Genomic DNA, 22,154 nt, shown 5'->3' on the forward strand with positions numbered 1-22,154 from the left:
TTTCAATTAAGACTGCAAAAGTATAGGAATTTTTTAATACGAATCCATAAGCTTGTGAAATTTGAATAGTATTATCCCCAAACACCCTATAATTACTAGAATCATTTCCGCTTTAAACTTATTTGATACCAACCAAAAATGCAGCCAATTTTAAAGAAAATCATTAGTGTCCGATTAAAAGAGTGAGAAAATTTGTTGAGTCAAAGATAATAGGCAATAAGAATGTTTTTATTTAATGACAGCATGCTATTATACTTAGCATCAAAATTTATCAATTAAAGAGTATGTTTAATCAATTTTATCTAGTTTTCAATCTATTAAAAAGCAAGTCTTACGTCTTATGTCTTTCAGCGCAGCGGTCTTATATCTTAGTCGGACACGACTAAAATAAAATATAAACCGCTATCTACACCAAGACCAAGAATGAACGCACGATTTACAGTTGATAAAGTTTTCTAAAAACCAATCTGCCACTTTGTCACCGTTAGCAATTAATTGTATCTTTGCCGATTCATTACCGTAAATTTTATATTTACATTGAAGTTTGATTTTTTATGGAAAAGATTATTGACGAAAAAGTTCAAGGAGACACACTAACGCTTGAAGCCAAAGAAAGCAACTCTAAGAAACTCTATTTAGAAAGCTACGGTTGTGCAATGAATTTTAGCGATAGCGAGATTGTAGCTTCAATTCTTGCAGAACAAGGTTACAATACCACCAACTCATTGGAAGAAGCAGATTTAGTACTCGTAAACACTTGCTCTATCCGCGATAAAGCCGAACAGACCATTCGTAAGCGTCTGGAAAAATACAACGCCGTAAAACGCACCAATACAAAAATGAAAGTTGGCGTTTTAGGCTGTATGGCCGAACGTTTAAAGGAAAAATTTCTTGAAGAAGAAAAAATTGTCGATTTGGTAGTTGGCCCCGATGCATATAAAGACATCCCAAATCTTTTAAAAGAGGTGGAAGAAGGTCGTGAAGCCGTTAATGTAATCTTATCAAAAGACGAAACCTACGGCGATATATCGCCCGTGCGTTTGGGAGGAAACGGAATCACCGCCTTTGTAAGCATTACTCGCGGTTGCGACAATATGTGTACGTTTTGCGTAGTGCCTTTTACTCGTGGTCGCGAACGTAGCCGAGACCCACACAGCATTTTAAAAGAGGTAAACGACCTGGGCGAAAAAGGCTATAAGGAAATTACCTTGCTGGGGCAGAATGTAGATAGTTATTTATGGTATGGTGGCGGATTAAAGAAGGATTTTAAAAAGGCTTCGGAAATGCAAAAAGCCACTGCAACTAATTTTTCGCACTTGTTGGCAATGGTCGCGGAAGCTCAGCCTAATATGCGGGTGCGGTTTTCAACCAGTAATCCGCAGGATATGGGCGAAGACGTTTTGCACGTTGTTGCTAAATACGATAATGTTTGCAACCATATTCACTTACCTGTTCAAAGTGGAAGCACGCGAATTTTAAAGGAAATGAACCGCCAGCACACCCGTGAGGAGTACATGGAACTAATTGATAAAATTTGGGAAATCATTCCAGATTGTTCTATTTCGCAAGATATGATCATTGGTTTCCCTACCGAGACCGAAGAGGACCACAAACAAACCCTTAGCTTGATGGAGTATGTAAAATACAGCTTCGGCTATATGTATAAATATTCTGAAAGGCCCGGAACCATGGCCGCAAGAAAACTGGAGGATGACGTTCCCGAGACGGTTAAAAAAAGAAGACTCATTGAGGTTGTCGATCTTCAACAAAAGCACAGTGCCCTTCGTACCGCAGAAGCCTTAGGCAAAACTGTAGAAGTCTTGATAGAAAAAGAATCTAAAAAGGATAAAAACGAATGGAGCGGAAGAACAGAGCACAACAGCGTTGTTGTTTTTCCGAAAGAGCATTACAAACCTGGCGATTTTGTAAAAGTAAGAATAACCGATTGCACTACGGCAACACTTATTGGAGAAGCGGTTGAAAAAAGTAACTTTTGAATAATATTAAGCAACAAATAAGCAGTTCCTGCTCTGTGGGAAATTAATATGGAAAACATTCAAGCAACAAAACAACGATTCGGGATAATTGGCAACGACCAAAAGTTAAACCGAGCCGTAGAAAAAGCTATTCAGGTGGCACCTACCGATATTTCGGTATTGGTTACAGGTGAAAGCGGCGTGGGAAAGGAAAGCATTCCTAAAATAATCCATTCGCTTTCGCATAGAAAACACGGCAAATACATAGCTGTTAACTGTGGTGCAATCCCAGAAGGGACCATAGATAGTGAATTATTTGGTCATGAAAAAGGTGCATTTACCGGTGCCACAACAACCCGTAGCGGGTATTTTGAAGTGGCCGATGGCGGTACCATTTTTCTTGATGAAGTAGGCGAACTGCCACTCCCAACACAAGTACGACTACTACGTGTTTTAGAAAACGGCGAATTTCTAAAAGTAGGGTCTTCAAAAACCCAAAAAACCGATGTGCGCATTGTGGCAGCTACCAATGTTAAAATGGTAGAAGCCATTGAAAAAGGAAAATTTAGGGAAGATCTTTATTATAGGTTGAGTACCGTAGAAATAAATCTGCCGCCCCTTCGTGAACGCAAGGAAGACATCCATTTGCTTTTTAGAAAATTTGCATCAGATTTTGCGCAGAAATACAAAATGCCCACCATTCGTTTAGACGAGCGTGCTACAGATTTATTGCTCAAGTATAGATGGAGCGGGAATGTGCGCCAGTTGCGCAATGTGGCTGAGCAAATTTCAGTCTTAGAGCAAAACCGCAAGATTTCGTACGACACCTTAAAGCATTATCTGCCAGACATGGGCAGCAACCTACCGGCAATTGTAAACAATAAAAAGGCCGAAAGCGATTTTAGCAGTGAACGTGAGATTCTTTACAAAGTGCTTTTTGATATGAAACGCGATGTAAACGATCTTAAAAAACTGACTCTAGAACTGATGAAAACCGGTAATACCACAAAGGTTAAGGAAGAACAATCTTCACTCATCAATAAAATATATTCTGAAGAAACCGAAGCAGAAGAAGAGCTGGCTTCCATTATTGAGGACGAAAATATTGAAACTGAATCTGATGTTGAAGTATTCAGTATTCCAGAACACGCTTCAGACCAACACGATGATAAATATGAGTATGCCGAAGACATTGAAGAAGAGGAAAACCTTTCGCTTCAACAAAAAGAACTGGAGCTCATTAAAAAATCTTTAGAAAAATATAAAGGGAAACGAAAAGACGCCGCCGATGAACTCGGTATTTCGGAACGTACGTTATACAGAAAGATAAAACAATATAATCTGTGATAGCCGATTGTGGCTTGTATAAAAAACTTAGATTCACTTAGAATGTCAAAAATATATTCAATTTTATTATTGCTCGGACTCGCTGTTTTCTTGCAGGCTTGCGGCCCATATTCATTTACAGGGGCCGATATTGACTACAGTACAACCCAAACGGTGCAGGTAAATTACTTTAAGAATAACGCCCCAATTGTAGAACCGGGTATTGATCGCGATTTTACCCAAGAGCTACAGGATTTACTGCTCAACCAAACTAGCTTAGATCTTGTTAACCGCGGTGGCGATTTAGTTTATGAAGGAGAAATAACACAATATTATATTGCGCCCATTACAGCCACTTCAAATAGTACGGCAGCCCAAAATAGGCTAACCATCTCTGTAGCTGTTAGATTCTACAATACCAAGGACCCACTCAAAGATTTTGAACAATCATTTTCGTTTTATTACGATTATGACGGACAAACCCAGCTAACGGGATCAAAACTGGACGCTGCGGTAGCTGTTGTTTTTGAACGAATAACCCAAGATGTTTTTAACAAATCGCTTGCAAATTGGTAGCATTTTAAGTATCCTAGCTCTAAAAGGAGGCAAAAGAGACGCCTCCGTTAGAAGTGGGAGATGAAATAAGGAAATATGCACACCTCAACCTATACATATCTACTTGCCAATCCGCAGAGGGTAACTTCTGAAGATCTGGACGCTTTAGACGGTGTTATTAAAAAGCATCCGTATTTTCAAAGCGCACGTGCATTGCAGTTAAAAGGTCTAAAAAATCAGGATAGTTATTTATACAACGAGGCCTTAAAGATGGCCGCAGCCCACACTACAGATCGTGATATTCTGTTTGAGTATATTACTTCGGAAAAATTTGTTCAAAATGAAATTTCGCAAAATATACTTCAGCATGATGATTCGGTAAACGAGATAAAAGTGGTTTCCGAAGATGTTTCGCAACAAGTAAACGATGAAAACGACCAAGCAGAAATAAAGAAGGCCGAAGATATCTTGAACCCCGATTTATTTCAAAGAAAAGTACAATCGGTTACCAATTTAGTTGCAGATAAAGACGAGGTAAAAGAGAAAGAAGCTGAAGAAGCCTTGCAGCCCAATAAACCCTTGGAGTTTACAAAAAACGACACCCATTCATTTTCTGAATGGTTAAAATTGACAAAGGCCAAGCCCATAACTCGCGATGGAGAAGATTCAAATGCAGATTCCAAAATTTCTGAAGAAAATGAAACCTCCAATTCAAAAACCGCAAACAACGAAAATGAAGCTGCAAATATGAGCCCCGAAGCTGCAGCCGAAGAAGAAAATGCGTGGAAATCTAAGCTTATTGATAAGTTTATCCAGGAGCGTCCCAAGATAACACCGTCTGAAAATCAAGGGGTGTCCGCTAAAAAGAATGTTAAAAATTCTGGAAGTAAAAACCCTTCTACAGCCTACACCCAAAGTGATGAGGCACTAATGACGGAAACTTTGGCCAAAGTTTATTTGCAACAAAAGAACTATAAAAAGGCAATACAAGCATATAAAATATTAATTTTGAAAAATCCCGAAAAAAGTGGTTTCTTTGCAGACCAAATTCGGGCAATAGAAAAATTGATTAATTCAGAACAATCATGAGTACGTTTACAATATTTTTAGTTTTAATAATGATAGTGGCCTTTTTGTTGGTCGTAGTTATAATGGTCCAGAACCCAAAAGGCGGCGGACTTTCATCATCTTTCGGTGGTGGAGGCGGTGGTGCCCAAATTGGTGGTGTACAGAAAACGAGTGACTTTTTAGATAAAAGTACTTGGACGCTTGCAACCATAATGTTGGCACTTATCTTGTTCTCCAATGTATTTATCATGGGCGGCAGTACGATGCGTTCAAAAACATTTGACGAAAACGCGATTCAAAACACCATGCCAGCAGTGCCTACAACTACAGATACTCCAGCGGAATCAGGCGCGGACAACCCTGAATAAGAAACCCGCTACAAAACATATTAAAAGCACCCAACTGTAACTTTCAGTTGGGTGCTTTTGTTTTTTATGGAAATTTAAAGTTTGTTCTAAAGTGCAGCTATAGCACAGGAAATATGTTGCATTTTGAGGCTGTGTCTTTTTTTGCATTAGGAAAGTACTATTCCCTTTACTTGATGATTACCTCGTCTAATCCGCCCCAATCGTTCCCATTTCGATACTCGCCGCGGATCCAGAATTTATCCAAATTAGAAAGCACCTGCTTAATTTGCGCTTCGGTAGCAACTTCCCTATCCTTATACGCTCCGTAAAACCACTCCTGTTCTGCATCAATCTTTACCTCATAATGCGTCCATGTGGTATCTGGATAATCTTTCACCAAATAGAAGATTTCGTTTTCTCCATTGGTTAAAACCACATCGGGAGAATCAAATTGGTTATTATTTTTAGGCTTTTGAAACAAGGCATAACTCAGGGTACGTCCATATAATGTGTTTTTGTCTCCTAAATATTTTTCCGGTGCCGAAAAATACCAAACTCCTCCGGCGGCATCATCTTTTGCTTCAATGTACCCATTGACCATTCCATCCTCGGCATAATAGGTTGGTTCTACTGCTTCTCCTTGGGCATCTCCTTCAATGGTCCAATTTTCTGAGTTTTTTTTAAAGTATGAAGACACCGTTTCATTATTACAGCTTGCCAGCAACAGCAAAGAAAAAAAACCCATTAGTGTAACTTGACTATATTTTTTCATACTCTTTTGATAATTTGATCAGTAGCCCAAAGTTATAAAATATAATTTTGTTTGGTTTTGCTTCTCACTACAGTATCAGAAAATGCCTTATAACACGTATTTAAACCCTGTGGCAATCCTTGTCTGACAAGCTGGCATTTTTGTTTCCAATAGTGTCAGTTTATAGGCACTGGCACAATTTCTGCCAATTAGGAAATCGAACAATTGAACATAAGTTTAACGAGATTCCCGTCTTCACGGGAATAATAAAATTAAAATTTACTATGGCATTAAAAATTCAACCCCTTGCAGACCGCGTATTGGTACAGCCTGAAGAAGCAGAAACCAAAACCGCATCTGGTCTTTACATTCCAGATACAGCAAAAGAAAAGCCGCAGCAAGGTAAAGTAGTAGCTGTTGGAAAAGGAAAAGAAGACCATAAAATGACCGTAAAGGTTGGCGATACCGTGCTCTACGGAAAATATTCGGGCAGCGAGTTAAAGTTTGATGGTACTGATTACCTTATTATGCGCGAGGACGATATACTGGCTATTATCTAAGGACAGTAGCTCGTAAATTCCAATAAAAAGCGAATCCCAAATCTCAAAAAAGGTTCGTTTAAAAATTATAAATATTAACCTTTAGATTCCTAGATTTAAAAGGGAGTCACAAAATAAAAAACATATGGCAAAAGATATAAAATTTGATGTAGAAGCCCGTGACAGTATTAAACGCGGCGTTGATGCATTGGCAAACGCAGTAAAAGTAACATTAGGTCCAAGAGGTAGAAATGTTATTATCAGTAAATCTTTCGGTGCACCACAGGTAACAAAAGATGGGGTAACCGTAGCAAAAGAAATTGAACTAGAAGACGCGCTAGAAAACATGGGCGCTCAGATGGTTAAGGAAGTTGCTTCAAAAACTAATGACCTTGCTGGTGATGGAACAACGACTGCAACCGTTCTTGGTCAGGCAATCGTTAAGGAAGGCCTAAAAAACGTAGCAGCCGGTGCAAACCCAATGGAGCTGAAAAAAGGAATCGATAAAGCTGTTGAAGCAATTGTTGCAAACCTTGAAAAGCAAACTACCAAAGTTGGCAATTCTTCTGAAATGATAAAGCAAGTTGCTTCCATTTCTTCAAACAACGACGAGCTGATTGGCGAATTGATTGCCAAAGCTTTCGGAAAAGTTGGAAAAGAAGGTGTTATTACCGTAGAAGAATCAAAAGGAACGGAAACTTATGTTGATGTTGTTGAAGGAATGCAGTTTGACCGCGGTTACCTCTCTCCATATTTTGTTACGGACAGTGAGAAAATGACTACCGAACTTGAAAACCCATATATTTTGTTGGTGGACAAGAAAGTTTCGGCAATGAAAGACCTGCTTCCGGTATTAGAACCAGTAGCACAATCCGGAAAGCCATTACTAATCATTGCAGAAGATGTTGAAGGTGAAGCCCTAGCTACATTAGTAGTTAACAAATTGCGCGGAAGCCTAAAAATTGCTGCTGTTAAGGCACCAGGATTTGGCGACAGAAGAAAGGCAATGCTTGAAGACATCGCTATCTTGACCGGCGGAACCGTAATTTCTGAAGAACGCGGGTTTAACCTAGAGAATACAACTGTAGATATGTTAGGCTCTGCTGAAACTGTTACGATAGACAAAGACAATACAACAATCGTAAACGGTTCTGGAGATAGTGACGCTATCCAAACTCGCGTAAACCAAATTAAAGCGCAGATTGAAACCACAACCAGCGATTACGACAAGGAAAAACTGCAAGAACGTTTGGCTAAGTTGGCCGGCGGAGTTGCCGTTCTTTACGTAGGTGCTGCTTCTGAAGTGGAAATGAAAGAGAAAAAAGATCGCGTTGACGATGCACTTCATGCAACCCGTGCGGCTGTAGAAGAGGGTATTGTTGCCGGTGGTGGTGTAGCTTTAGTTCGCGCAATTGATGTGCTTAAAAAGCTTACAACCGAAACTTTAGACGAAACAACTGGGGTTCAGATTGTGTCTCGTGCCATAGAGTCTCCACTCCGTACCATTGTTGAAAATGCCGGTGGTGAAGGTTCTGTAGTTATCAATAAAGTTTTGGAAGGCAAGAAGAACTTTGGTTACGATGCCAAAACCGAATCTTATGTAGATATGCTAAAAGCAGGAATTATAGATCCTAAAAAAGTAACGCGAATTGCCCTTGAAAATGCGGCCTCGGTTGCTGGAATGATCCTAACTACCGAATGTGCTTTGGTTGACATCAAAGAAGACAACGCAGGCGGTGCCGGTGGCGGAATGCCAGGTGGAATGGGCGGCGGTATGCCAGGAATGATGTAAGCCCCCTATTTTATTTAGGAAGATTAAATATAAAAAAACCCACGGGTCTCTATGACTTGTGGGTTTTTTGTGCTTTAAAGTCTTATTGTTAAATTCACACAGCAAAAAATAAGCCTCGTATGCTTACTTTTACCCTAAAACTACTCTTGTTTGAAAACATCCAAATTACTTTATTTGAGTTGTGAACAAATCGCTTAAGGATGTCTCGATTCATAAATCTATATAAAGTTCCGTTGCTGCTTGCAATACTCGCTATTGCACTCTATATCTTTTTTGGGCATTATATAGCACGTAGCAACTTCACAACACTAATATTATGCTATGGGGTTCTTTTCAGTATTTCGTATGCTTTAATTGAAAAACTAAAACTTAATTTTTGGTTTTTGGTCGGATTGGGTATCGTACTCCGCTTTGTCTTTATAATAGCCATCCCCAATCTTTCACAAGATTTTTACCGGTTTTTATGGGATGGCCGGCTTTTGGCACAGGGAATAAATCCGTATTTATTTACACCGCAGCAATTTGTGGAAAACCTTCCTCCAAAATATATTCTCGGTAATTGGGCTAGCGAAACTTGGAGCTCGATTAACATTATGCAAGAAAGCCTATTGCACCAAGGAATGGGTAGTCTTAACGCAAGCCATTTCAGTAATTATCCACCAATTAACCAGTTATTTTTTGCAATTGCAGCTCTATTTGCAGGAAAAAGTATTTTAGGATCGGTGATCGTACTGCGTGTTATTATGATTTTGGCAGATCTAGGTATTCTTTACTTCGGAAAGAAATTATTAAAAAAGCTAAACCTTCCCATCAAAAATGTTTTCTGGTATTTTCTGAATCCTTTTATCATCATTGAACTCACCGGAAACCTTCACTTTGAAGGTGTCATGCTTTTCTTTTTGGTTTGGGCTTTGTATTTACTTTTTAAGAAGAAATGGGTTTGGGCAGCAGTTTTAATCGGGGTTTCCATTTCAGTGAAACTACTTCCCCTCTTGTTCTTACCATTGTTTATAAAATATCTGGCTAAGCAAAACAAGACCTCAAAGGTTTTTAAAGCCTCAAGTTTCGCTATGGGAAGATTATTTTTGTTCTATTTTAGTATCGGAGCAACTGTAATTCTAACTTTTTTTCCATTTATTTCATCTGAATTCCTTCAAAACTTCTCAGCTACAATTTCCTTGTGGTTTCAAAATTTTGAATTTAATGCCAGCGTATATTACATTATCCGGTGGATTGGGTTTCAGGTTGTGGGATGGAATGTCATTGGCACCGTTGGTAAGATTCTTCCTATTTTGGTGCTACTTTTTATCCTGAGTATTTCTTTCTTCAGAAAAAACCAAACCACACAACAACTAATTACAGCCATGCTTTTTGCCGTTTCATTTTATTTGTTTTTCGCAACTACTGTTCACCCATGGTATGTTGCTACCCCACTCCTACTTTCGGTATTTACGAGATACAAATTTCCAATTGTTTGGAGCTTTATGGTAATACTAAGTTATTCGGCTTACGGAAAAGATGGTTTTGACGAAAACCTATGGTTGGTAGCTTTGGAGTATATTGTGGTTATTGGGGTTGCCATATATGAAATAGGGATTTCCAATAGAAACTTAAACAATATTGCAGAACAAACTTAGGAATAGATTTGTAAAACCGAATAAAAAAATGTATTTTTATACTGTATAAAGATTAATTTTATACTGTTATGAAAAAACCCTATAAAACCACTGATACTATAAACTATGCAAAGGAAGCTCCTACCTGTTTTTATGATGGCAATCTCGCCATACCATTGGTAGATATGACGTCCTACCAAAAAATGCAAATAGTAAGGGGCGGCGTTAGCAAAAAGTATTTAACCACGCTAAAAAAAGAAACTTCGTTAGATTATGATGCATTAGCAAAAGCATTATCTGTTACGCGTGCTACGCTTATCAATAAAAAGGGTGAGCAAAAATTTAATGATCACATTAGCGAAGGTATTATCGCTGTAGCAGAGTTATATTCTTTTGGCTATGAAGTTTTTGAAGATAAGGGCAATTTTAACAAATGGATGTTTACCCCCAATCAAGCACTTTCAGGAGCCGTGCCCTTCAATCTTATAGACAATCAGTTTGGGCGCGATGAAATCAGAAATATTATTGGTCGAATAGCTTATGGCGTATATTCTTAAGTATGAAAGTTTACAGGATAAGCAAAACCCAATATGCGCAAGATTTAAACGGAACAGGGTCTAAGCTCTTTGGCGGAAGATGGAATCATGTAAATACTCCTTGCATATATACCTCTGAAAGTCGTTCGCTCGCTGTTTTAGAGTATGCTGTTAATACTGCTATAGATTTTATTCCTAGAGCTTTAAGTATTTGCACCTTTGAGATTGATGACAGTCTAATACATACATTAAAGGAGGCAGCGCTTCCAGGAAATTGGCAGGAAACACCAGCGCCAAAATCAACTAAGGATTTTGCCACAAGTTTTCTTCAGAAAAAGCACCCTATTTTAAAGCTTCCATCCATCATAATTCCGCAGGAATTTAACTATGTTCTAAATCCACTCGCCGAAAAATCAAATTTCAAATTGCTTGAAGTAAAGGATTTTGTTTTTGATTTAAGAATAAAGGAAAGTCTGAGTTCACGTTAAATGGCAATGTGGTATAGTAAAAAGTCATTTTATTCTGTTGTGCCCAAGATTTGAAAAAAATTACGTTTCGAGTATTATCCGTATTCATATTCTCAACCGGAATTAATCTATTCAGACAAGATACAATTGTCTATAAAGGAATTTTAAGAAATGACTTTCTGATAGAATCTATTGAGCTTTATCCAGACAGTACATTTAAATGGACAAATGAATATTGGTACTATGTTGAATAGTGGGCAATTCTCCGACAAATAATCATAGCGATTTGCGCTTTTTTAGTTTATTTCTTTACCCGCTCCAATTCAGAAAAACCCTTTCGTCATTGGCCATCACATTTATAGAAGGCTAAAAAAATTGTGAACACAAGCACTACTTGCAAGGCTAGTTATCGCTAAAGCATATTGAACGCATTGAGCTCTTTTTTGGTTAAGGTTCGCCAGCGTCCTCGTGGCAAATCCTTTTTAGTCAATGGTCCTAGCCCAACGCAATCTACACGTACAACGTCGTAACCTAAATGTTCAAAAATAGTTCTGATAACACTGTTTCCGGTGTGTTTTATCTTTAAACCCACTTCATTTTTAGGGGCATTATCCACATAACTCACCTCCTCAACCATTATAGCTTTTCCTTCAACAGTCAGGCCTTCCTGTATTTTTTTAAGATGCTCTGGTTTTAAGTTTTTATTAAGTTCTAAATGGAACAGTCGCGATATTCCCTTTTTACCAAATTTTTGAACAAACTCTTCGTCATTAGTAAAAAGCAAGAGTCCCGTTGCATTTCTTCCCAAACGACCAAATGGCTTTATCTTAGCGGTGGTGGCGTTGGCAACTAAATCCATAACCGTCATCCCTTTTGCGTTGCTATCTGTAGTTGCAAAACCTTTTGGTTTATTTAGCAAAACGTATGTATTGGGTTCCGGATTTATACGACGACCATCAAAACGAACATCATCAGAAAGTTGGACCTTGTAGCCCATTTCGTTAATGATTTTTCCATTAACGCTCACCAAGCCCGTAGCAATAAAGGTATCTGCCTCGCGCCTAGAACACACGCCACTATTTGAAATATATTTATTTAAGCGAATTCCATCGGCGGGATTTTTACTTTTTGATTGTTTTACCGGTTTTTCTCGACGGCCAATTTCCTTTCCATTTTTATCAAATTTCAACTTGGGCTTATTGGTTGAATCGCGTTGACCCCCAGTTTTTTTAGATCTCGATCCAGGTTTTGAAGGAGCATTTCCTCTTGCATTACTTCGGTTACGCTGGTTATTACTACCACGGCCAGAAGCTTTTCCGCTACTTTTCTTGTCTTGTCTGCTCATAATTAATTTTTTGCAAAGGTAGTGAATGTTAAAATGGTATTCTACATGTGAATTCCTAAAAATATAAACAGTCTCGTATTCGATTTTAAATAAGAATGAACTGCGGTTTCTCTCGTAAAACGGCCTAGTCGCAAACATGCAATAATATGAACCCAGCCTATTAGGAATGGGAAAAGCAATCCTGTCTTAAATATTTAACCTGTTCATTTTTTTACTCACTCTTTTAAATAATAAAATTGGAGTTCGTGAATCTTTGATTTCATTGATGATTCCGATAGCTATCGGAACGAACCAAAAACCCCGTACAGCTGTCGGGGCTAGGCTTACGAAATTTTCTCTAAATTTTCGATAGGCCAAAAAATAGGTATCCTTAATTACAGACCCTTATCTTCATATTATTTCTAAAACCCAATTAAACAAAGGCTTTCAAGGGTTGCCTTATGAACGTTTAGGACGCTATTGGTTTTTTATAGGAAACTAATGGGTTAAATGTAGAAACTATCCAGACGATAGTAAAGAATGCTGATTTCGCTGTTTTTCACCTTCAAAAGGTAAGCGGAAAGAAAACGTTTTGTAGCATTTTGGGTTGCGGTGAAGCAATAGAGTTTTTTAGGGAGGGTGAAGCCGTACAAGAAACAATAAAGTTAAAGATTATCGAATGTCCGTAATGCATCATAATATTTAACCTAGATCAAAAGGATATTATTAAACCAGCCCTGAAAGGGCGAAAACATCGTAACATCGGGCAAGGCCCGGTGGGGCAAACCTGTGACACACAAAGCCCTGAAAGGGCGTAATACATGTCGCCCTTTCAGGGCTAGGCTTAGACCGGTTAAGTGCAGAAAAGCTGTTAGGGTTTTTGATAGGGCGTTGCGTTGCCTTATCTTATGGTACGCTGCCTTATCAAAACATAATTATTTTCGATATCTAAAAAGGTTCGCTTGCAGACGCAATAATTAACACATAATTTGAACCAACCAATCATATTACTGATCGCGGATATTCATAAATATTTTCCTTAGTTTTGAGCTTCAACTAAATTAATTTTAAATTTTAACATGATGAAAAAGATTAAATTTATTCTATTAGGCTTGTTAATTATAGGAAACCTTTCCTGCTCTAGCGATGATGATTCGGTAGAATCATTTGATATTGTAGGCACTTGGACCATTACCGAAGGTTATATTGAGCCAGGTACTATGGAATTGGACATGGGAGGTGTAGATCTTCCCGTTGAGTACTCAGGAAGTTTTGTGAATATTGACGACGAGAACAGACTTAATTTTAACGAGGACAAAACTTTTACCTCTATTGTCAACAACATTGCCCTAGAAATGGAATTAGTGGTAATGGGCACTTCGCAAACCGAAACTTTTGAGATGAACAATAGTTTTGGAGAAGGCACGTGGGAGCTTAATGGCAGCGAATTGAAAATAAACAATGACAATGGCACTTCTATCAAGTATCATATTGACGAACTTAACGGCGACACATTGGTAATGAGTAGCAATGTGAAGGATATGGTTCCTGATGGTGGCTCAAACCCAATGCTGGAAAGCATGGATATTGATATTAAAATAACGCTAAAAAGAATCTAGACCTAATTTAGTGTCATAAGCACAATTTTAAAAAAATGCAGCAGAAGTTTCTGTTGCATTTTTTATATCTTCAATTTTAAACTTTTCGACACTAAAGTTTATTCAACAATTTTCTTTAAAACCTCCAAATAATCTGAACGATTCTTTACAAAATCGAACTCTGAAATATCAATAATTTTAATATTGTCAGCATGCTGGTTTTTGATAAACTGCGTATAGGCTTCATTCAATTTTTGTAGATAAGAAGCTTCAATTTGCTGTTCATACTTGCGGCCGCGACTCTTAATATTTTCAAGCAAGCGCTCAGTATTTTGGTATAAATAGACATATAAATCTGGCTTCGGCACATCTTTATGCATTACTTGATAGAGCTTTTTATACAGTGCATATTCCTCCTCAGGCAAAGTAATACTAGCAAAAATTAGCGATTTATTTACATCGTAATCCGCCACAACCGACTCTTTAAAAAGATCAAACTGGGTTATGTCGTCCACCAATTGCTGATAGCGATCTGCTAAAAAAGACATTTCCAAAGGAAAGGCATATCGAGCAGCGTCTTTATAAAATTTAGGTAAGAATGGATTGTCCTTAAAACGCTCTAAAATTAATTTCGCATTAAAATCATTGGCAATTTTGGTGGCAAGACTCGTTTTTCCGGCACCAATATTTCCCTCTATGGCAATATAATTGAATTTCGAAACCGGATAATCTTTAATTGGGTTTCGCAACCACTTTGACTGTTTTTGAAGTTCGCTGCCATCTGCCGTTTCAGCGAGTAAAGTCATCATATTTTTTTGGAAGTGCGGGTGCATCAACTCCATATTTAAATCGGCCAAAGGCTGCAGTACAAACCTGCGCTTCTGCATTTCAGGATGTGGCACGGTCAACGCTTCAGATGCGATAATTAAATCGTCAATCAATACAATATCAATATCAATTATCCGTGACGAATAAGCTTTTGAGGAATTTCGTGTTCTGCCAATTTTCTGTTCAATATTTAAAACCTTTTTCAGTAATGGCAAGGGCTCTAAATTAGTTTCCATCCAAACGGCGCAATTTAAAAACGAGTCACCCTCAAAACCCATTGCCGGTGTTTCGTAAATGGGAGATATTTTTAAAACACTGCCTACCTCCTTAAACAGCAAGTTCACCGCCTTTTGAAGATTATCAAAGCGGTTTCCCATGTTGGTTCCCAGAGAAAGATAGACGTTACGAGTAGGTTGAAGTGAATTCAAGAGTTAACATTTAAGACGAAATTAAGGAAAAGCAACAGACTTACAACTAATTTTGTAAGTTGATATAAACTTTACCTAAAACCAGCTTTTTAAGCTCCTGTTTTAAAAAGAATTACACAAATAAAATTTTCAAAAATATTTATGAAGAAAGCATTTAAAATTATAGGAATTATTCTTGGAATTGTAATCCTGCTCCTAATTGCCGCCCCTTTTATTTTTAAAGGTAGTCTCGAGAAAATGCTTCAGCAAACCATTAATAAAAACCTAAATGCTACAGTAGCTTGGGAAACGTTGGATTTGAGCCTTTTTAGTAGCTTTCCCGATGCTTCACTTCAATTGAAAAATTTTAGTGTAATTAACAAAGCTCCCTTTGAAGGCGATACGCTTGCCAGCGGTAAGAACCTTCAATTAAACATGGGCGTAATGCAGCTTTTTAAGTCGGAAGACATTCAAATTGATGCCGTAAAACTAGACGAAGCTTTTATAAACATTAAGATTGATTCCCTAGAAAACACCAATTATGATATTGCCATAAAAAAAGATGCGCCTGCGGTTACAGCTACCGAGGGCACTGACAGCGGTTTTAAGTTTGAATTAAAACAGTATGAAATTGCCGATTCTCGTATTAATTATTCAGACGAAGCGGGAAAAATGTACCTCACCCTAACCGAAGTACAGCATCAAGGAAGCGGTGATCTTTCAGCCGATCTCGGTAATCTTGACACCTATACTGAAGCACTAGCTTCGTTCAAAATGGACGACACCGAGTACCTAACCAAAAACCGAATTCTACTTGACGCCATCTTTAAGCTGGATTTAAACAACCAGAAGTACACTTTTCTTGAAAACGAAGCAAAGATAAATGAGTTGCCATTGACTTTTGATGGTTTTGTTAAACTAAACGAAGATAATAATGAAGTTGATATAACTTTTAAAACACCATCATCAGACTTTAAGAACTTTTTGGCCGTAATACCAGAAACTTACGTAAAGCAAATTAGCGATGTAAAAACCACAGGAAATTTTATAGTAAACGGGTTTATAAAAGGAATTGTGGACAGCACCCATATACCAATGATGGATATACAAGTGGCGAGCGAAAATGCTTCTTTTAAATATCCTGACTTACCTAAAACGGTTGACAATATTACCATTGATGCACGGTTAAAAAATGAATCTGGATTCTTAAAAGACACCTATTTAAACATTCCGAAACTTACATTTAGAATAGACGGCGAACCTTTCAGCATCAACGGAAGCGTTAAAAAAATGACTGAAAACCCATTGGTAAATATGGCTATGCAGGGCACGTTAAATTTGGCTAACATTGAAAAAGTGCTTCCGGTAGAAATGGAACAAAACCTAAGCGGAATTTTTAAGGCGGATGCAGTTGCAAATTTCGATATGGAATCCGTTGAAAAAGAACAGTATCAAAAGATTGATGCGCGCGGTACAGCAAGCTTGACAAATTTTAACTATGACGCAGGATTTAAAAATGACTTGAAAATATCTGATGCACGATTAGCGCTTCAGCCTGGCGTTTTCACTTTAAAAGAATTAAATGCTTCAACTGGAGAAACCGACCTCAAGGCTTCCGGTAGTATTAAAAATCTAATTCCGTTTTTAATGAGCAAGCAAAACCTTAAAGGTAACTTTGCGGTACAATCCAACACGTTTAATGTGAATGATTTTATGGAGCAGGAAACTACTTCACCAGAAAACACTTCGGCTAAAAAAGGAAATAACGTAGCTTCTGAAGAAACCATTAAAATACCAGATTTTCTCGACGCCACTTTAAACTTTAATGCAAATAAAGTGCTGTACGATAATATTGAATTAAAAAATGCGAGCGGTGTTGCAACAATTCAAAATGAAGCAATAAGCATAAGCAACTTCAAATCGGCTATTTTCGGTGGTGATATTGCACTTTCCGGAAATGTTTCAACCAAAAGCAAAACCCCAACTTTTGCAATGAATTTGGATTTAAGCAAGATTGATATTGACGAATCTTTTGATAAGTTAGACATGTTTCAGTTTCTTGTTCCCATAGCAAAAGCCTTGCAAGGAAGCCTAAATACTAACTTTGAATTAAATGGAGAATTGACCAATGAGCTTACTCCAAAACTATCATCACTTGCAGGAACGGTTTTGGCGCAAGTAATTACCGCAGAAGTAGATCCAGATAAAACTCCATTACTATCAGCCCTTGGCAAAAAAGTTGCTTTTCTGAATTTGGACAAATTGAGCCTCCAGGATGTTACCACCAATCTTACATTTAACAACGGAAAAATTGAAGTGAAACCCTTCAACTTTGATGTTAAAGGAATTGATGTAGCGGTTTCGGGAACTCACGGCTTAGACAAGTCTATAGATTACAACCTAAACATGGATGTACCCGCAAAATATTTAGGAGGTGACGTAACCAAATTACTTCAGAAGTTAGACCCAAAGGAAGTAGATGAAATGTATGTTGCCCTACCAATTGGCCTTAAAGGTTCTTTCACCAATCCGAAGGTTTCACTAAACACTCAAGCTGCTATTAATGCCCTTACGCAAGAACTTTTAGCAAAACAAAAGGAGAAGTTGAAAGATAAGGGAAGCGACATCCTTGGCGATCTGTTTGGTGGAGGAACCAAAAAAGATTCAACAAACACTACTACCAAGGAGCATCAACAAGATTCAACAAAACAGCAGACCACACAACAGCAAAATACCGAAAAAATTAAAGGAGTATTAGAAGGGATTTTTGGGGAAAGAAAAAAGAAAAAAGACACAACAAGTTCTAAATAGGCAGTGCACTCCTAATCACTATTCTAGTCTTTTCTTAAGCAAATCCGACTAATTAAAAAACCCAACAGCTACTGGTTAACCCACTGTAATAGAAACAACAGAGCCTTCATTACTTCTTACATTAAAAACGGTATCATCTTCAAATATTAAGTATTGTCCTTTTATGCCTTTTAAAATCCCCTCGTAAAACGGATTTTTTTGAAGATTAAGTGATTTTGGCTTTTTTGGATACTGCAAAACAGGAAATTCTAAATTAGTTTCCGTGTTGTTTTCTAGATAATACGCAAGCGCTTCTTCGGGGATGTATTGCTTCAGCTTGTTTCGCCATGCTACCAAATCTTCATCTTCCACATCATTTTTTAACATGGTACGCCATTTGGTTTTATCGCCCACATGATCTTTTAAGGCAATCTCGGTAATCCCGGCAAGGTACCTGTTGGGGGCTTCCACAATTTCAATAGCCTCATGGGCACCTTGATCAATCCAGCGTGTTGGCACTTGTGTTTTTCGAGTAACGCCCACTTTAACAGTGCTACTATTTGCAAGGTAAACGATGTGTGGTTTTAGCTGAACACTTTTTTCATAGGCAAGATCTCGATCTTCTATCCCAAGGTGAGCCTTACTAAGCTCAGGTTTTATAATCCAATCTGCAGCTTGAGGAATTTCATAAAAACAATCATAGCAAAAGCCTTGGCGAAACACTTTTTTCTGAAGGCCACAGTTTAGACACTGATACCGTAAAAAATTTAGAGTTACTTTTTTATCTAATAATTGGTTCACATTCAAAAAATCATCTTCAAAAATTAAATAATATTGAATGGGAGCTCCATTTTCTGTTAGCATTTTCTTTAATACGCCTTCGTATGTCATTTCTTAAAAATTATGTATGTTGAAAAAATTTCAGAAGAATTCCTATTGAAAGTACTTCTTCATAAAATATGGAAAACCTGCCTATCAAGAGCAGGTCGTAATTATAAAATTGTTTATTTTTATAGCATAAAGATAGTAGAAAAATATGCCAATCCCCATTGTAAATTCCATTGCTTCGTGGTTTTTAAAAAAACGTTTTCATCAAATAGACCTTTTTTTGAAATATCCTATTGAGGTTCAAGAGGAACTGCTTTTCAATCTTATCCAAAAGGCCAAAAACACTGAGGTTGGCAAGCAATATGATTTTGGAAGTATCAAGACGTATAGGCAATTTAAGGAGCGAGTACCGATAACCACCTATGAAGAGAGTGAACCGCTAATTGAACGCGCCCGGCAAGGCGAGAGCAATATTTTTTGGCCTACACCCATTAAATGGTTTGCAAAGTCTAGCGGTACCACCAATGCAAAAAGCAAGTTTATTCCCGTTACCAACGATTCATTAGAAGATTGTCATTATGCGGCAAGCAAGGACTTACTTTGTATGTACCTAAACAATAATCCGAACGCGCAGTTGTTTCTGGGCAAGAGCCTTAGACTAGGTGGAAGCAAGCAATTGTATAAAGAAAACGGTACTATTTTTGGCGATTTATCGGCCATATTGATTGACAACATGCCTTTTTGGGCAGAATTTAGCAGTACGCCAAGCAACGAGGTTTCACTAATGGGCGATTGGGAAACCAAAATGCAAACAATTGTAAATGAAACCATTAAGGAAAACGTAACCAGTCTGGCGGGGGTTCCTTCGTGGATGCTGGTCTTGCTGAACAATGTGATGGAAACTACTGGAAAAGGAAACTTATTTGAAGTTTGGCCCAATCTAGAAGTTTATTTTCACGGCGGCGTAAACTTTGATCCCTATATTGATCAATACAACAAAATATTGCCAAAAAGCGATTTTAGATACTATGAAACCTATAATGCTTCGGAAGGTTTTTTCGCTATTCAAGACAAAAATGACAGTACTGAGTTATTGTTAATGCTAGATTACGGAATTTTTTATGAGTTTATCCCCATGGATAGTTATGGGACGCTAGAAGAAAAGATAATTCCGCTAAGCGAGGTTGAAGAAGGAAAAAACTACGCTGTTATTATTACAACCAACGCTGGTCTTTGGCGTTATAAAATTGGCGATACCGTTCGCTTTACCGCTACTGATCCATATCGAATAAAAGTTACCGGCAGAACAAAACACCATATTAATGTTTTTGGCGAAGAATTAATCATTGAAAATGCCGAAACTGCGTTGCGAAAGGCCTCACAACTTACCAATGCAGAAATTGTAGACTATACCGCTGCCCCTATCTTTATGGACGGCCGCAAGAAAGGTGCCCACGAATGGATTATTGAATTTAAATCGCCCCCCAAAGATCTTAATGTTTTTACCCAACTTTTAGACTCAGCCTTACAAGAAGTAAATAGCGATTACGAGGCAAAGCGATTTAACAACACCACTTTGAATATGCTTAAAATCCACACCGCTAGAGAACATCTTTTTTACGACTGGCTTAAAGAAAAAAAGAAGCTTGGTGGGCAACATAAAGTACCGCGACTTTCAAACACCAGACACTTGCTGGAAGAGCTCTTGGAGTTAAATAATTAGTCGTATCTCACACAGGTTTAAGACACTGCAACAAGCTCAGCAACCTCCGCTGAAAGACGTGATAAGTAAGACTTGACTCCAAATAGATTGAAAACTAGATAAAATTGATTAAACATACTTTTTAATCGATAAATTTTGATGCTAAGTATAATAGCATGCTGTCATTAAATAAAAATATTCTAATTGCCTATTATCTTTGACCCAACAAATTTTCTCACTCTTTTAATCGGACAATAATGGTCAGGAATATATAAGCCTGTTAGCACGCAAAGGCAAAATTGACGCCCATAAAGAAGGTAGAAACTGGTTAACCACAAAAGAAGCAGTGGAAGAATACATAAAAAACCCCAAGCGAAAACGTTAGCTTCAACCTGTTTGTAAAATAAAAAACCTCAGCTTGAACTGAGGTTTTTTAAAAATTTATAGGTTTTGAGCTTAAGAAACCGCTTTCAACTTTTTAAGGGTCGATTTGTTTAGCTTCTCTTCGGCATAGGCCTTAGTTACATCTACTGTTTTTTCATCTGTACCGGGCATTTCATACATGGCATCGGTAAGTACTGCTTCACAAAGCGAGCGCAAACCACGAGCACCGAGCTTATACTCTATTGCTTGTTCTACAATAAAATCAAGTGCTTCTTCAGTGATATCAAAATCAATATCGTCCATTTCAAACAGTTTTTTATACTGTTTTATTATGGCGTTCTTGGGCTGGGTAAGGATTGTTCGTAGCGTTTTCTTATCTAACGGATTCATATAGGTTAAAACGGGAAGACGCCCAATAATCTCAGGAATAAGCCCGAAATCTTTTAAATCCCTCGGAATTATATACCGAAGCATATTGTCTTTCTCCATTTCACTTTCCTTGGCCGAGGCCGTAAAACCAACTGCCTGCATATTTAGGCGTTTTTCTATATGACGTTCAATACCATCAAAAGCTCCACCGGCAATAAAAAGAATATTTTCGGTATTTACCTCAATAAACTTTTGATCGGGATGCTTTCTTCCACCTTTTGGTGGAACATTAACAGTGGTTCCTTCCAAAAGCTTTAATAAAGCCTGCTGAACACCTTCTCCACTAACATCTCTGGTTATGGAAGGGTTATCACTCTTTCGTGCAATTTTATCAATTTCGTCAATAAAAACGATTCCATTTTCAGCTTTCTCTTGGTTGTAATCTGCTGCTTGAAGCAAGCGTGTTAAAATACTTTCAACATCTTCCCCCACATAACCCGCTTCAGTTAAAACCGTAGCGTCAACAATTGCCAACGGCACATTCAACATTTTAGCTATTGTTTTTGCAATCAAGGTTTTCCCAGTACCTGTTTGCCCGACAATAACAATATTACTTTTTTGAATTTCAATATCGTCATCGCTCTTTGGCTGCAACAAACGTTTATAGTGGTTGTAAACCGCTACAGACATAACCTTTTTAGTGAATTCCTGCCCAATTACATACTGGTCTAAAAATGCTTTTATAAGCTTTGGCTTCTTTAGCATTAAGTCTTTAGACAACTCAGAATTATCAGCGTGTAAAGCTTCTTCAACTACAATTCCGTGCGCCTGTTCAATGCAGCGATCGCAAATATGCGCATCCAATCCGGCAATTAGCAGACTAGTTTCGGACTTTTTACGGCCGCAGAATGAACATTCTAAATCTTCTTTCGACATATTATCTTTTTTCAA

Annotated in this window: 18 protein-coding genes and 1 pseudogene; 14 read left to right on the forward strand and 5 right to left on the reverse strand. The window is 37.8% G+C overall.

The features are described from left to right. Positions 1-554 precede the first annotated feature (554 nt). From miaB to secG, 5 genes are all read left to right on the forward strand, one after another. Complete coding sequence (miaB, locus tag QPK98_RS08780; protein ID WP_310992839.1) at positions 555-1,997, forward strand: tRNA (N6-isopentenyl adenosine(37)-C2)-methylthiotransferase MiaB; 1,443 nt, start codon at positions 555-557, stop codon at positions 1,995-1,997. Positions 1,998-2,045: 48 nt separating this feature from the next. Next, positions 2,046-3,323, forward strand: coding sequence for a sigma-54 interaction domain-containing protein (locus QPK98_RS08785; RefSeq protein WP_310992840.1), 1,278 nt, complete (start codon positions 2,046-2,048; stop codon positions 3,321-3,323). A gap of 42 nt (positions 3,324-3,365) precedes the next feature. Then, on the forward strand, positions 3,366-3,878 hold the full coding sequence (locus QPK98_RS08790) for an LptE family protein (protein WP_310992841.1): 513 nt from the start codon (positions 3,366-3,368) through the stop codon (positions 3,876-3,878). 75 nt (positions 3,879-3,953) lie between these two features. Continuing rightward, positions 3,954-4,946 (forward strand): DUF8458 domain-containing protein, encoded by a 993-nt coding sequence (locus QPK98_RS08795; RefSeq protein WP_310992842.1) that lies wholly within the window; start codon positions 3,954-3,956, stop codon positions 4,944-4,946. Beyond that, positions 4,943-5,293 carry a preprotein translocase subunit SecG gene (gene secG / locus QPK98_RS08800; protein ID WP_310992843.1) on the forward strand — a complete coding sequence of 117 codons (351 nt, stop codon included), beginning with the start codon at positions 4,943-4,945 and terminating at the stop codon, positions 5,291-5,293. Before QPK98_RS08795 ends, secG begins: the two co-directional genes overlap by 4 nt. A 166-nt stretch (positions 5,294-5,459) precedes the next feature. On the opposite strand, the gene QPK98_RS08805 is transcribed toward secG, so the two are convergent. Further along, positions 5,460-6,044 (reverse strand): laminin B domain-containing protein, encoded by a 585-nt coding sequence (locus QPK98_RS08805; RefSeq protein WP_310992844.1) that lies wholly within the window; start codon positions 6,042-6,044, stop codon positions 5,460-5,462. A gap of 263 nt (positions 6,045-6,307) precedes the next feature. On the opposite strand from QPK98_RS08805, the gene QPK98_RS08810 reads away from it, so the two are divergent. The 5 genes from QPK98_RS08810 to QPK98_RS08830 all read left to right on the forward strand — a co-directional run bounded on the left by QPK98_RS08810 (position 6,308) and on the right by QPK98_RS08830 (position 10,994). Continuing rightward, positions 6,308-6,583 (forward strand): co-chaperone GroES, encoded by a 276-nt coding sequence (locus QPK98_RS08810; RefSeq protein ID WP_310992845.1) that lies wholly within the window; start codon positions 6,308-6,310, stop codon positions 6,581-6,583. 124 nt (positions 6,584-6,707) lie between these two features. Further along, positions 6,708-8,354 (forward strand): chaperonin GroEL, encoded by a 1,647-nt coding sequence (groL, locus tag QPK98_RS08815; RefSeq protein ID WP_310992846.1) that lies wholly within the window; start codon positions 6,708-6,710, stop codon positions 8,352-8,354. A 200-nt stretch (positions 8,355-8,554) separates the two neighbouring features. Continuing rightward, positions 8,555-9,991, forward strand: coding sequence for an MptA/MptB family glycosyltransferase (locus QPK98_RS08820; RefSeq protein WP_310992847.1), 1,437 nt, complete (start codon positions 8,555-8,557; stop codon positions 9,989-9,991). Between the two features lie 68 nt (positions 9,992-10,059). Beyond that, positions 10,060-10,527: an Xre family toxin-antitoxin system antitoxin gene (locus tag QPK98_RS08825; RefSeq protein ID WP_310992849.1), complete on the forward strand. Its 468-nt coding sequence runs from the start codon at positions 10,060-10,062 to the stop codon at positions 10,525-10,527. A 2-nt stretch (positions 10,528-10,529) separates the two neighbouring features. Next, the gene (locus QPK98_RS08830; protein ID WP_310992850.1) at positions 10,530-10,994 is read left to right on the forward strand and encodes an RES family NAD+ phosphorylase; all 465 of its coding nucleotides are present in this window, start codon (positions 10,530-10,532) and stop codon (positions 10,992-10,994) included. Between the two features lie 391 nt (positions 10,995-11,385). Here QPK98_RS08830 and QPK98_RS08835 read toward each other — a convergent pair whose 3' ends face one another. Then, a complete protein-coding gene (locus tag QPK98_RS08835) occupies positions 11,386-12,318 on the reverse strand; it encodes a pseudouridine synthase (protein ID WP_310992851.1) in 933 nt (310 codons plus the stop codon). A gap of 1,061 nt (positions 12,319-13,379) precedes the next feature. Between QPK98_RS08835 and QPK98_RS08840 the strand changes: the two genes are divergently transcribed. Further along, positions 13,380-13,916, forward strand: coding sequence for a lipocalin-like domain-containing protein (locus QPK98_RS08840; protein WP_310992853.1), 537 nt, complete (start codon positions 13,380-13,382; stop codon positions 13,914-13,916). A 98-nt stretch (positions 13,917-14,014) separates the two neighbouring features. Here QPK98_RS08840 and folK read toward each other — a convergent pair whose 3' ends face one another. Then, on the reverse strand, positions 14,015-15,151 hold the full coding sequence (gene folK, locus QPK98_RS08845) for a 2-amino-4-hydroxy-6-hydroxymethyldihydropteridine diphosphokinase (protein WP_310992854.1): 1,137 nt from the start codon (positions 15,149-15,151) through the stop codon (positions 14,015-14,017). A 141-nt stretch (positions 15,152-15,292) separates the two neighbouring features. On the opposite strand from folK, the gene QPK98_RS08850 reads away from it, so the two are divergent. After that, positions 15,293-17,941 carry an AsmA family protein gene (locus QPK98_RS08850; RefSeq protein WP_310992855.1) on the forward strand — a complete coding sequence of 883 codons (2,649 nt, stop codon included), beginning with the start codon at positions 15,293-15,295 and terminating at the stop codon, positions 17,939-17,941. A gap of 75 nt (positions 17,942-18,016) precedes the next feature. Here the strand turns inward: QPK98_RS08850 and QPK98_RS08855 are convergent, their stop codons facing one another. Continuing rightward, positions 18,017-18,811, reverse strand: a complete 795-nt coding sequence (locus QPK98_RS08855) for a DUF2797 domain-containing protein (protein ID WP_310992856.1) — start codon at positions 18,809-18,811, stop codon at positions 18,017-18,019. A gap of 145 nt (positions 18,812-18,956) precedes the next feature. Between QPK98_RS08855 and QPK98_RS08860 the strand changes: the two genes are divergently transcribed. Further along, positions 18,957-20,471, forward strand: a complete 1,515-nt coding sequence (locus tag QPK98_RS08860; RefSeq protein WP_310992857.1) for a GH3 auxin-responsive promoter family protein — start codon at positions 18,957-18,959, stop codon at positions 20,469-20,471. Positions 20,472-20,709: 238 nt separating this feature from the next. Then, positions 20,710-20,835, forward strand: a pseudogene (locus QPK98_RS15730) (Fic family protein); the annotation flags it as partial. Between the two features lie 71 nt (positions 20,836-20,906). Here the strand turns inward: QPK98_RS15730 and clpX are convergent. Beyond that, the gene (gene clpX / locus QPK98_RS08865; RefSeq protein ID WP_310992890.1) at positions 20,907-22,139 is read right to left on the reverse strand and encodes an ATP-dependent Clp protease ATP-binding subunit ClpX; all 1,233 of its coding nucleotides are present in this window, start codon (positions 22,137-22,139) and stop codon (positions 20,907-20,909) included. Positions 22,140-22,154: the final 15 nt, after the last annotated feature.

It is taken from the genome of Aequorivita marina (assembly GCF_031631895.2).
In the GTDB taxonomy this organism is placed as follows: Bacteria; Bacteroidota; Bacteroidia; order Flavobacteriales; family Flavobacteriaceae; genus Aequorivita; species Aequorivita marina.

Excerpts from the sequence above, each read along its gene's own strand:
- miaB (WP_310992839.1), top strand. The coding sequence starts at position 555 with ATGGAAAAGATTATTGACGAAAAAGTTCAAGGAGACACACTAACGCTT.
- QPK98_RS08785 (WP_310992840.1), top strand. The coding sequence starts at position 2,046 with ATGGAAAACATTCAAGCAACAAAACAACGATTCGGGATAATTGGCAAC.
- QPK98_RS08790 (WP_310992841.1), top strand. The coding sequence starts at position 3,366 with ATGTCAAAAATATATTCAATTTTATTATTGCTCGGACTCGCTGTTTTC.
- QPK98_RS08795 (WP_310992842.1), top strand. The coding sequence starts at position 3,954 with ATGCACACCTCAACCTATACATATCTACTTGCCAATCCGCAGAGGGTA.
- secG (WP_310992843.1), top strand. The coding sequence starts at position 4,943 with ATGAGTACGTTTACAATATTTTTAGTTTTAATAATGATAGTGGCCTTT.
- QPK98_RS08805 (WP_310992844.1), bottom strand. The coding sequence starts at position 6,044 with ATGAAAAAATATAGTCAAGTTACACTAATGGGTTTTTTTTCTTTGCTG.
- QPK98_RS08810 (WP_310992845.1), top strand. The coding sequence starts at position 6,308 with ATGGCATTAAAAATTCAACCCCTTGCAGACCGCGTATTGGTACAGCCT.
- groL (WP_310992846.1), top strand. The coding sequence starts at position 6,708 with ATGGCAAAAGATATAAAATTTGATGTAGAAGCCCGTGACAGTATTAAA.
- QPK98_RS08820 (WP_310992847.1), top strand. The coding sequence starts at position 8,555 with ATGTCTCGATTCATAAATCTATATAAAGTTCCGTTGCTGCTTGCAATA.
- QPK98_RS08825 (WP_310992849.1), top strand. The coding sequence starts at position 10,060 with ATGAAAAAACCCTATAAAACCACTGATACTATAAACTATGCAAAGGAA.
- QPK98_RS08830 (WP_310992850.1), top strand. The coding sequence starts at position 10,530 with ATGAAAGTTTACAGGATAAGCAAAACCCAATATGCGCAAGATTTAAAC.
- QPK98_RS08835 (WP_310992851.1), bottom strand. The coding sequence starts at position 12,318 with ATGAGCAGACAAGACAAGAAAAGTAGCGGAAAAGCTTCTGGCCGTGGT.
- QPK98_RS08840 (WP_310992853.1), top strand. The coding sequence starts at position 13,380 with ATGAAAAAGATTAAATTTATTCTATTAGGCTTGTTAATTATAGGAAAC.
- QPK98_RS08850 (WP_310992855.1), top strand. The coding sequence starts at position 15,293 with ATGAAGAAAGCATTTAAAATTATAGGAATTATTCTTGGAATTGTAATC.
- QPK98_RS08855 (WP_310992856.1), bottom strand. The coding sequence starts at position 18,811 with ATGACATACGAAGGCGTATTAAAGAAAATGCTAACAGAAAATGGAGCT.
- QPK98_RS08860 (WP_310992857.1), top strand. The coding sequence starts at position 18,957 with ATGCCAATCCCCATTGTAAATTCCATTGCTTCGTGGTTTTTAAAAAAA.
- clpX (WP_310992890.1), bottom strand. The coding sequence starts at position 22,139 with ATGTCGAAAGAAGATTTAGAATGTTCATTCTGCGGCCGTAAAAAGTCC.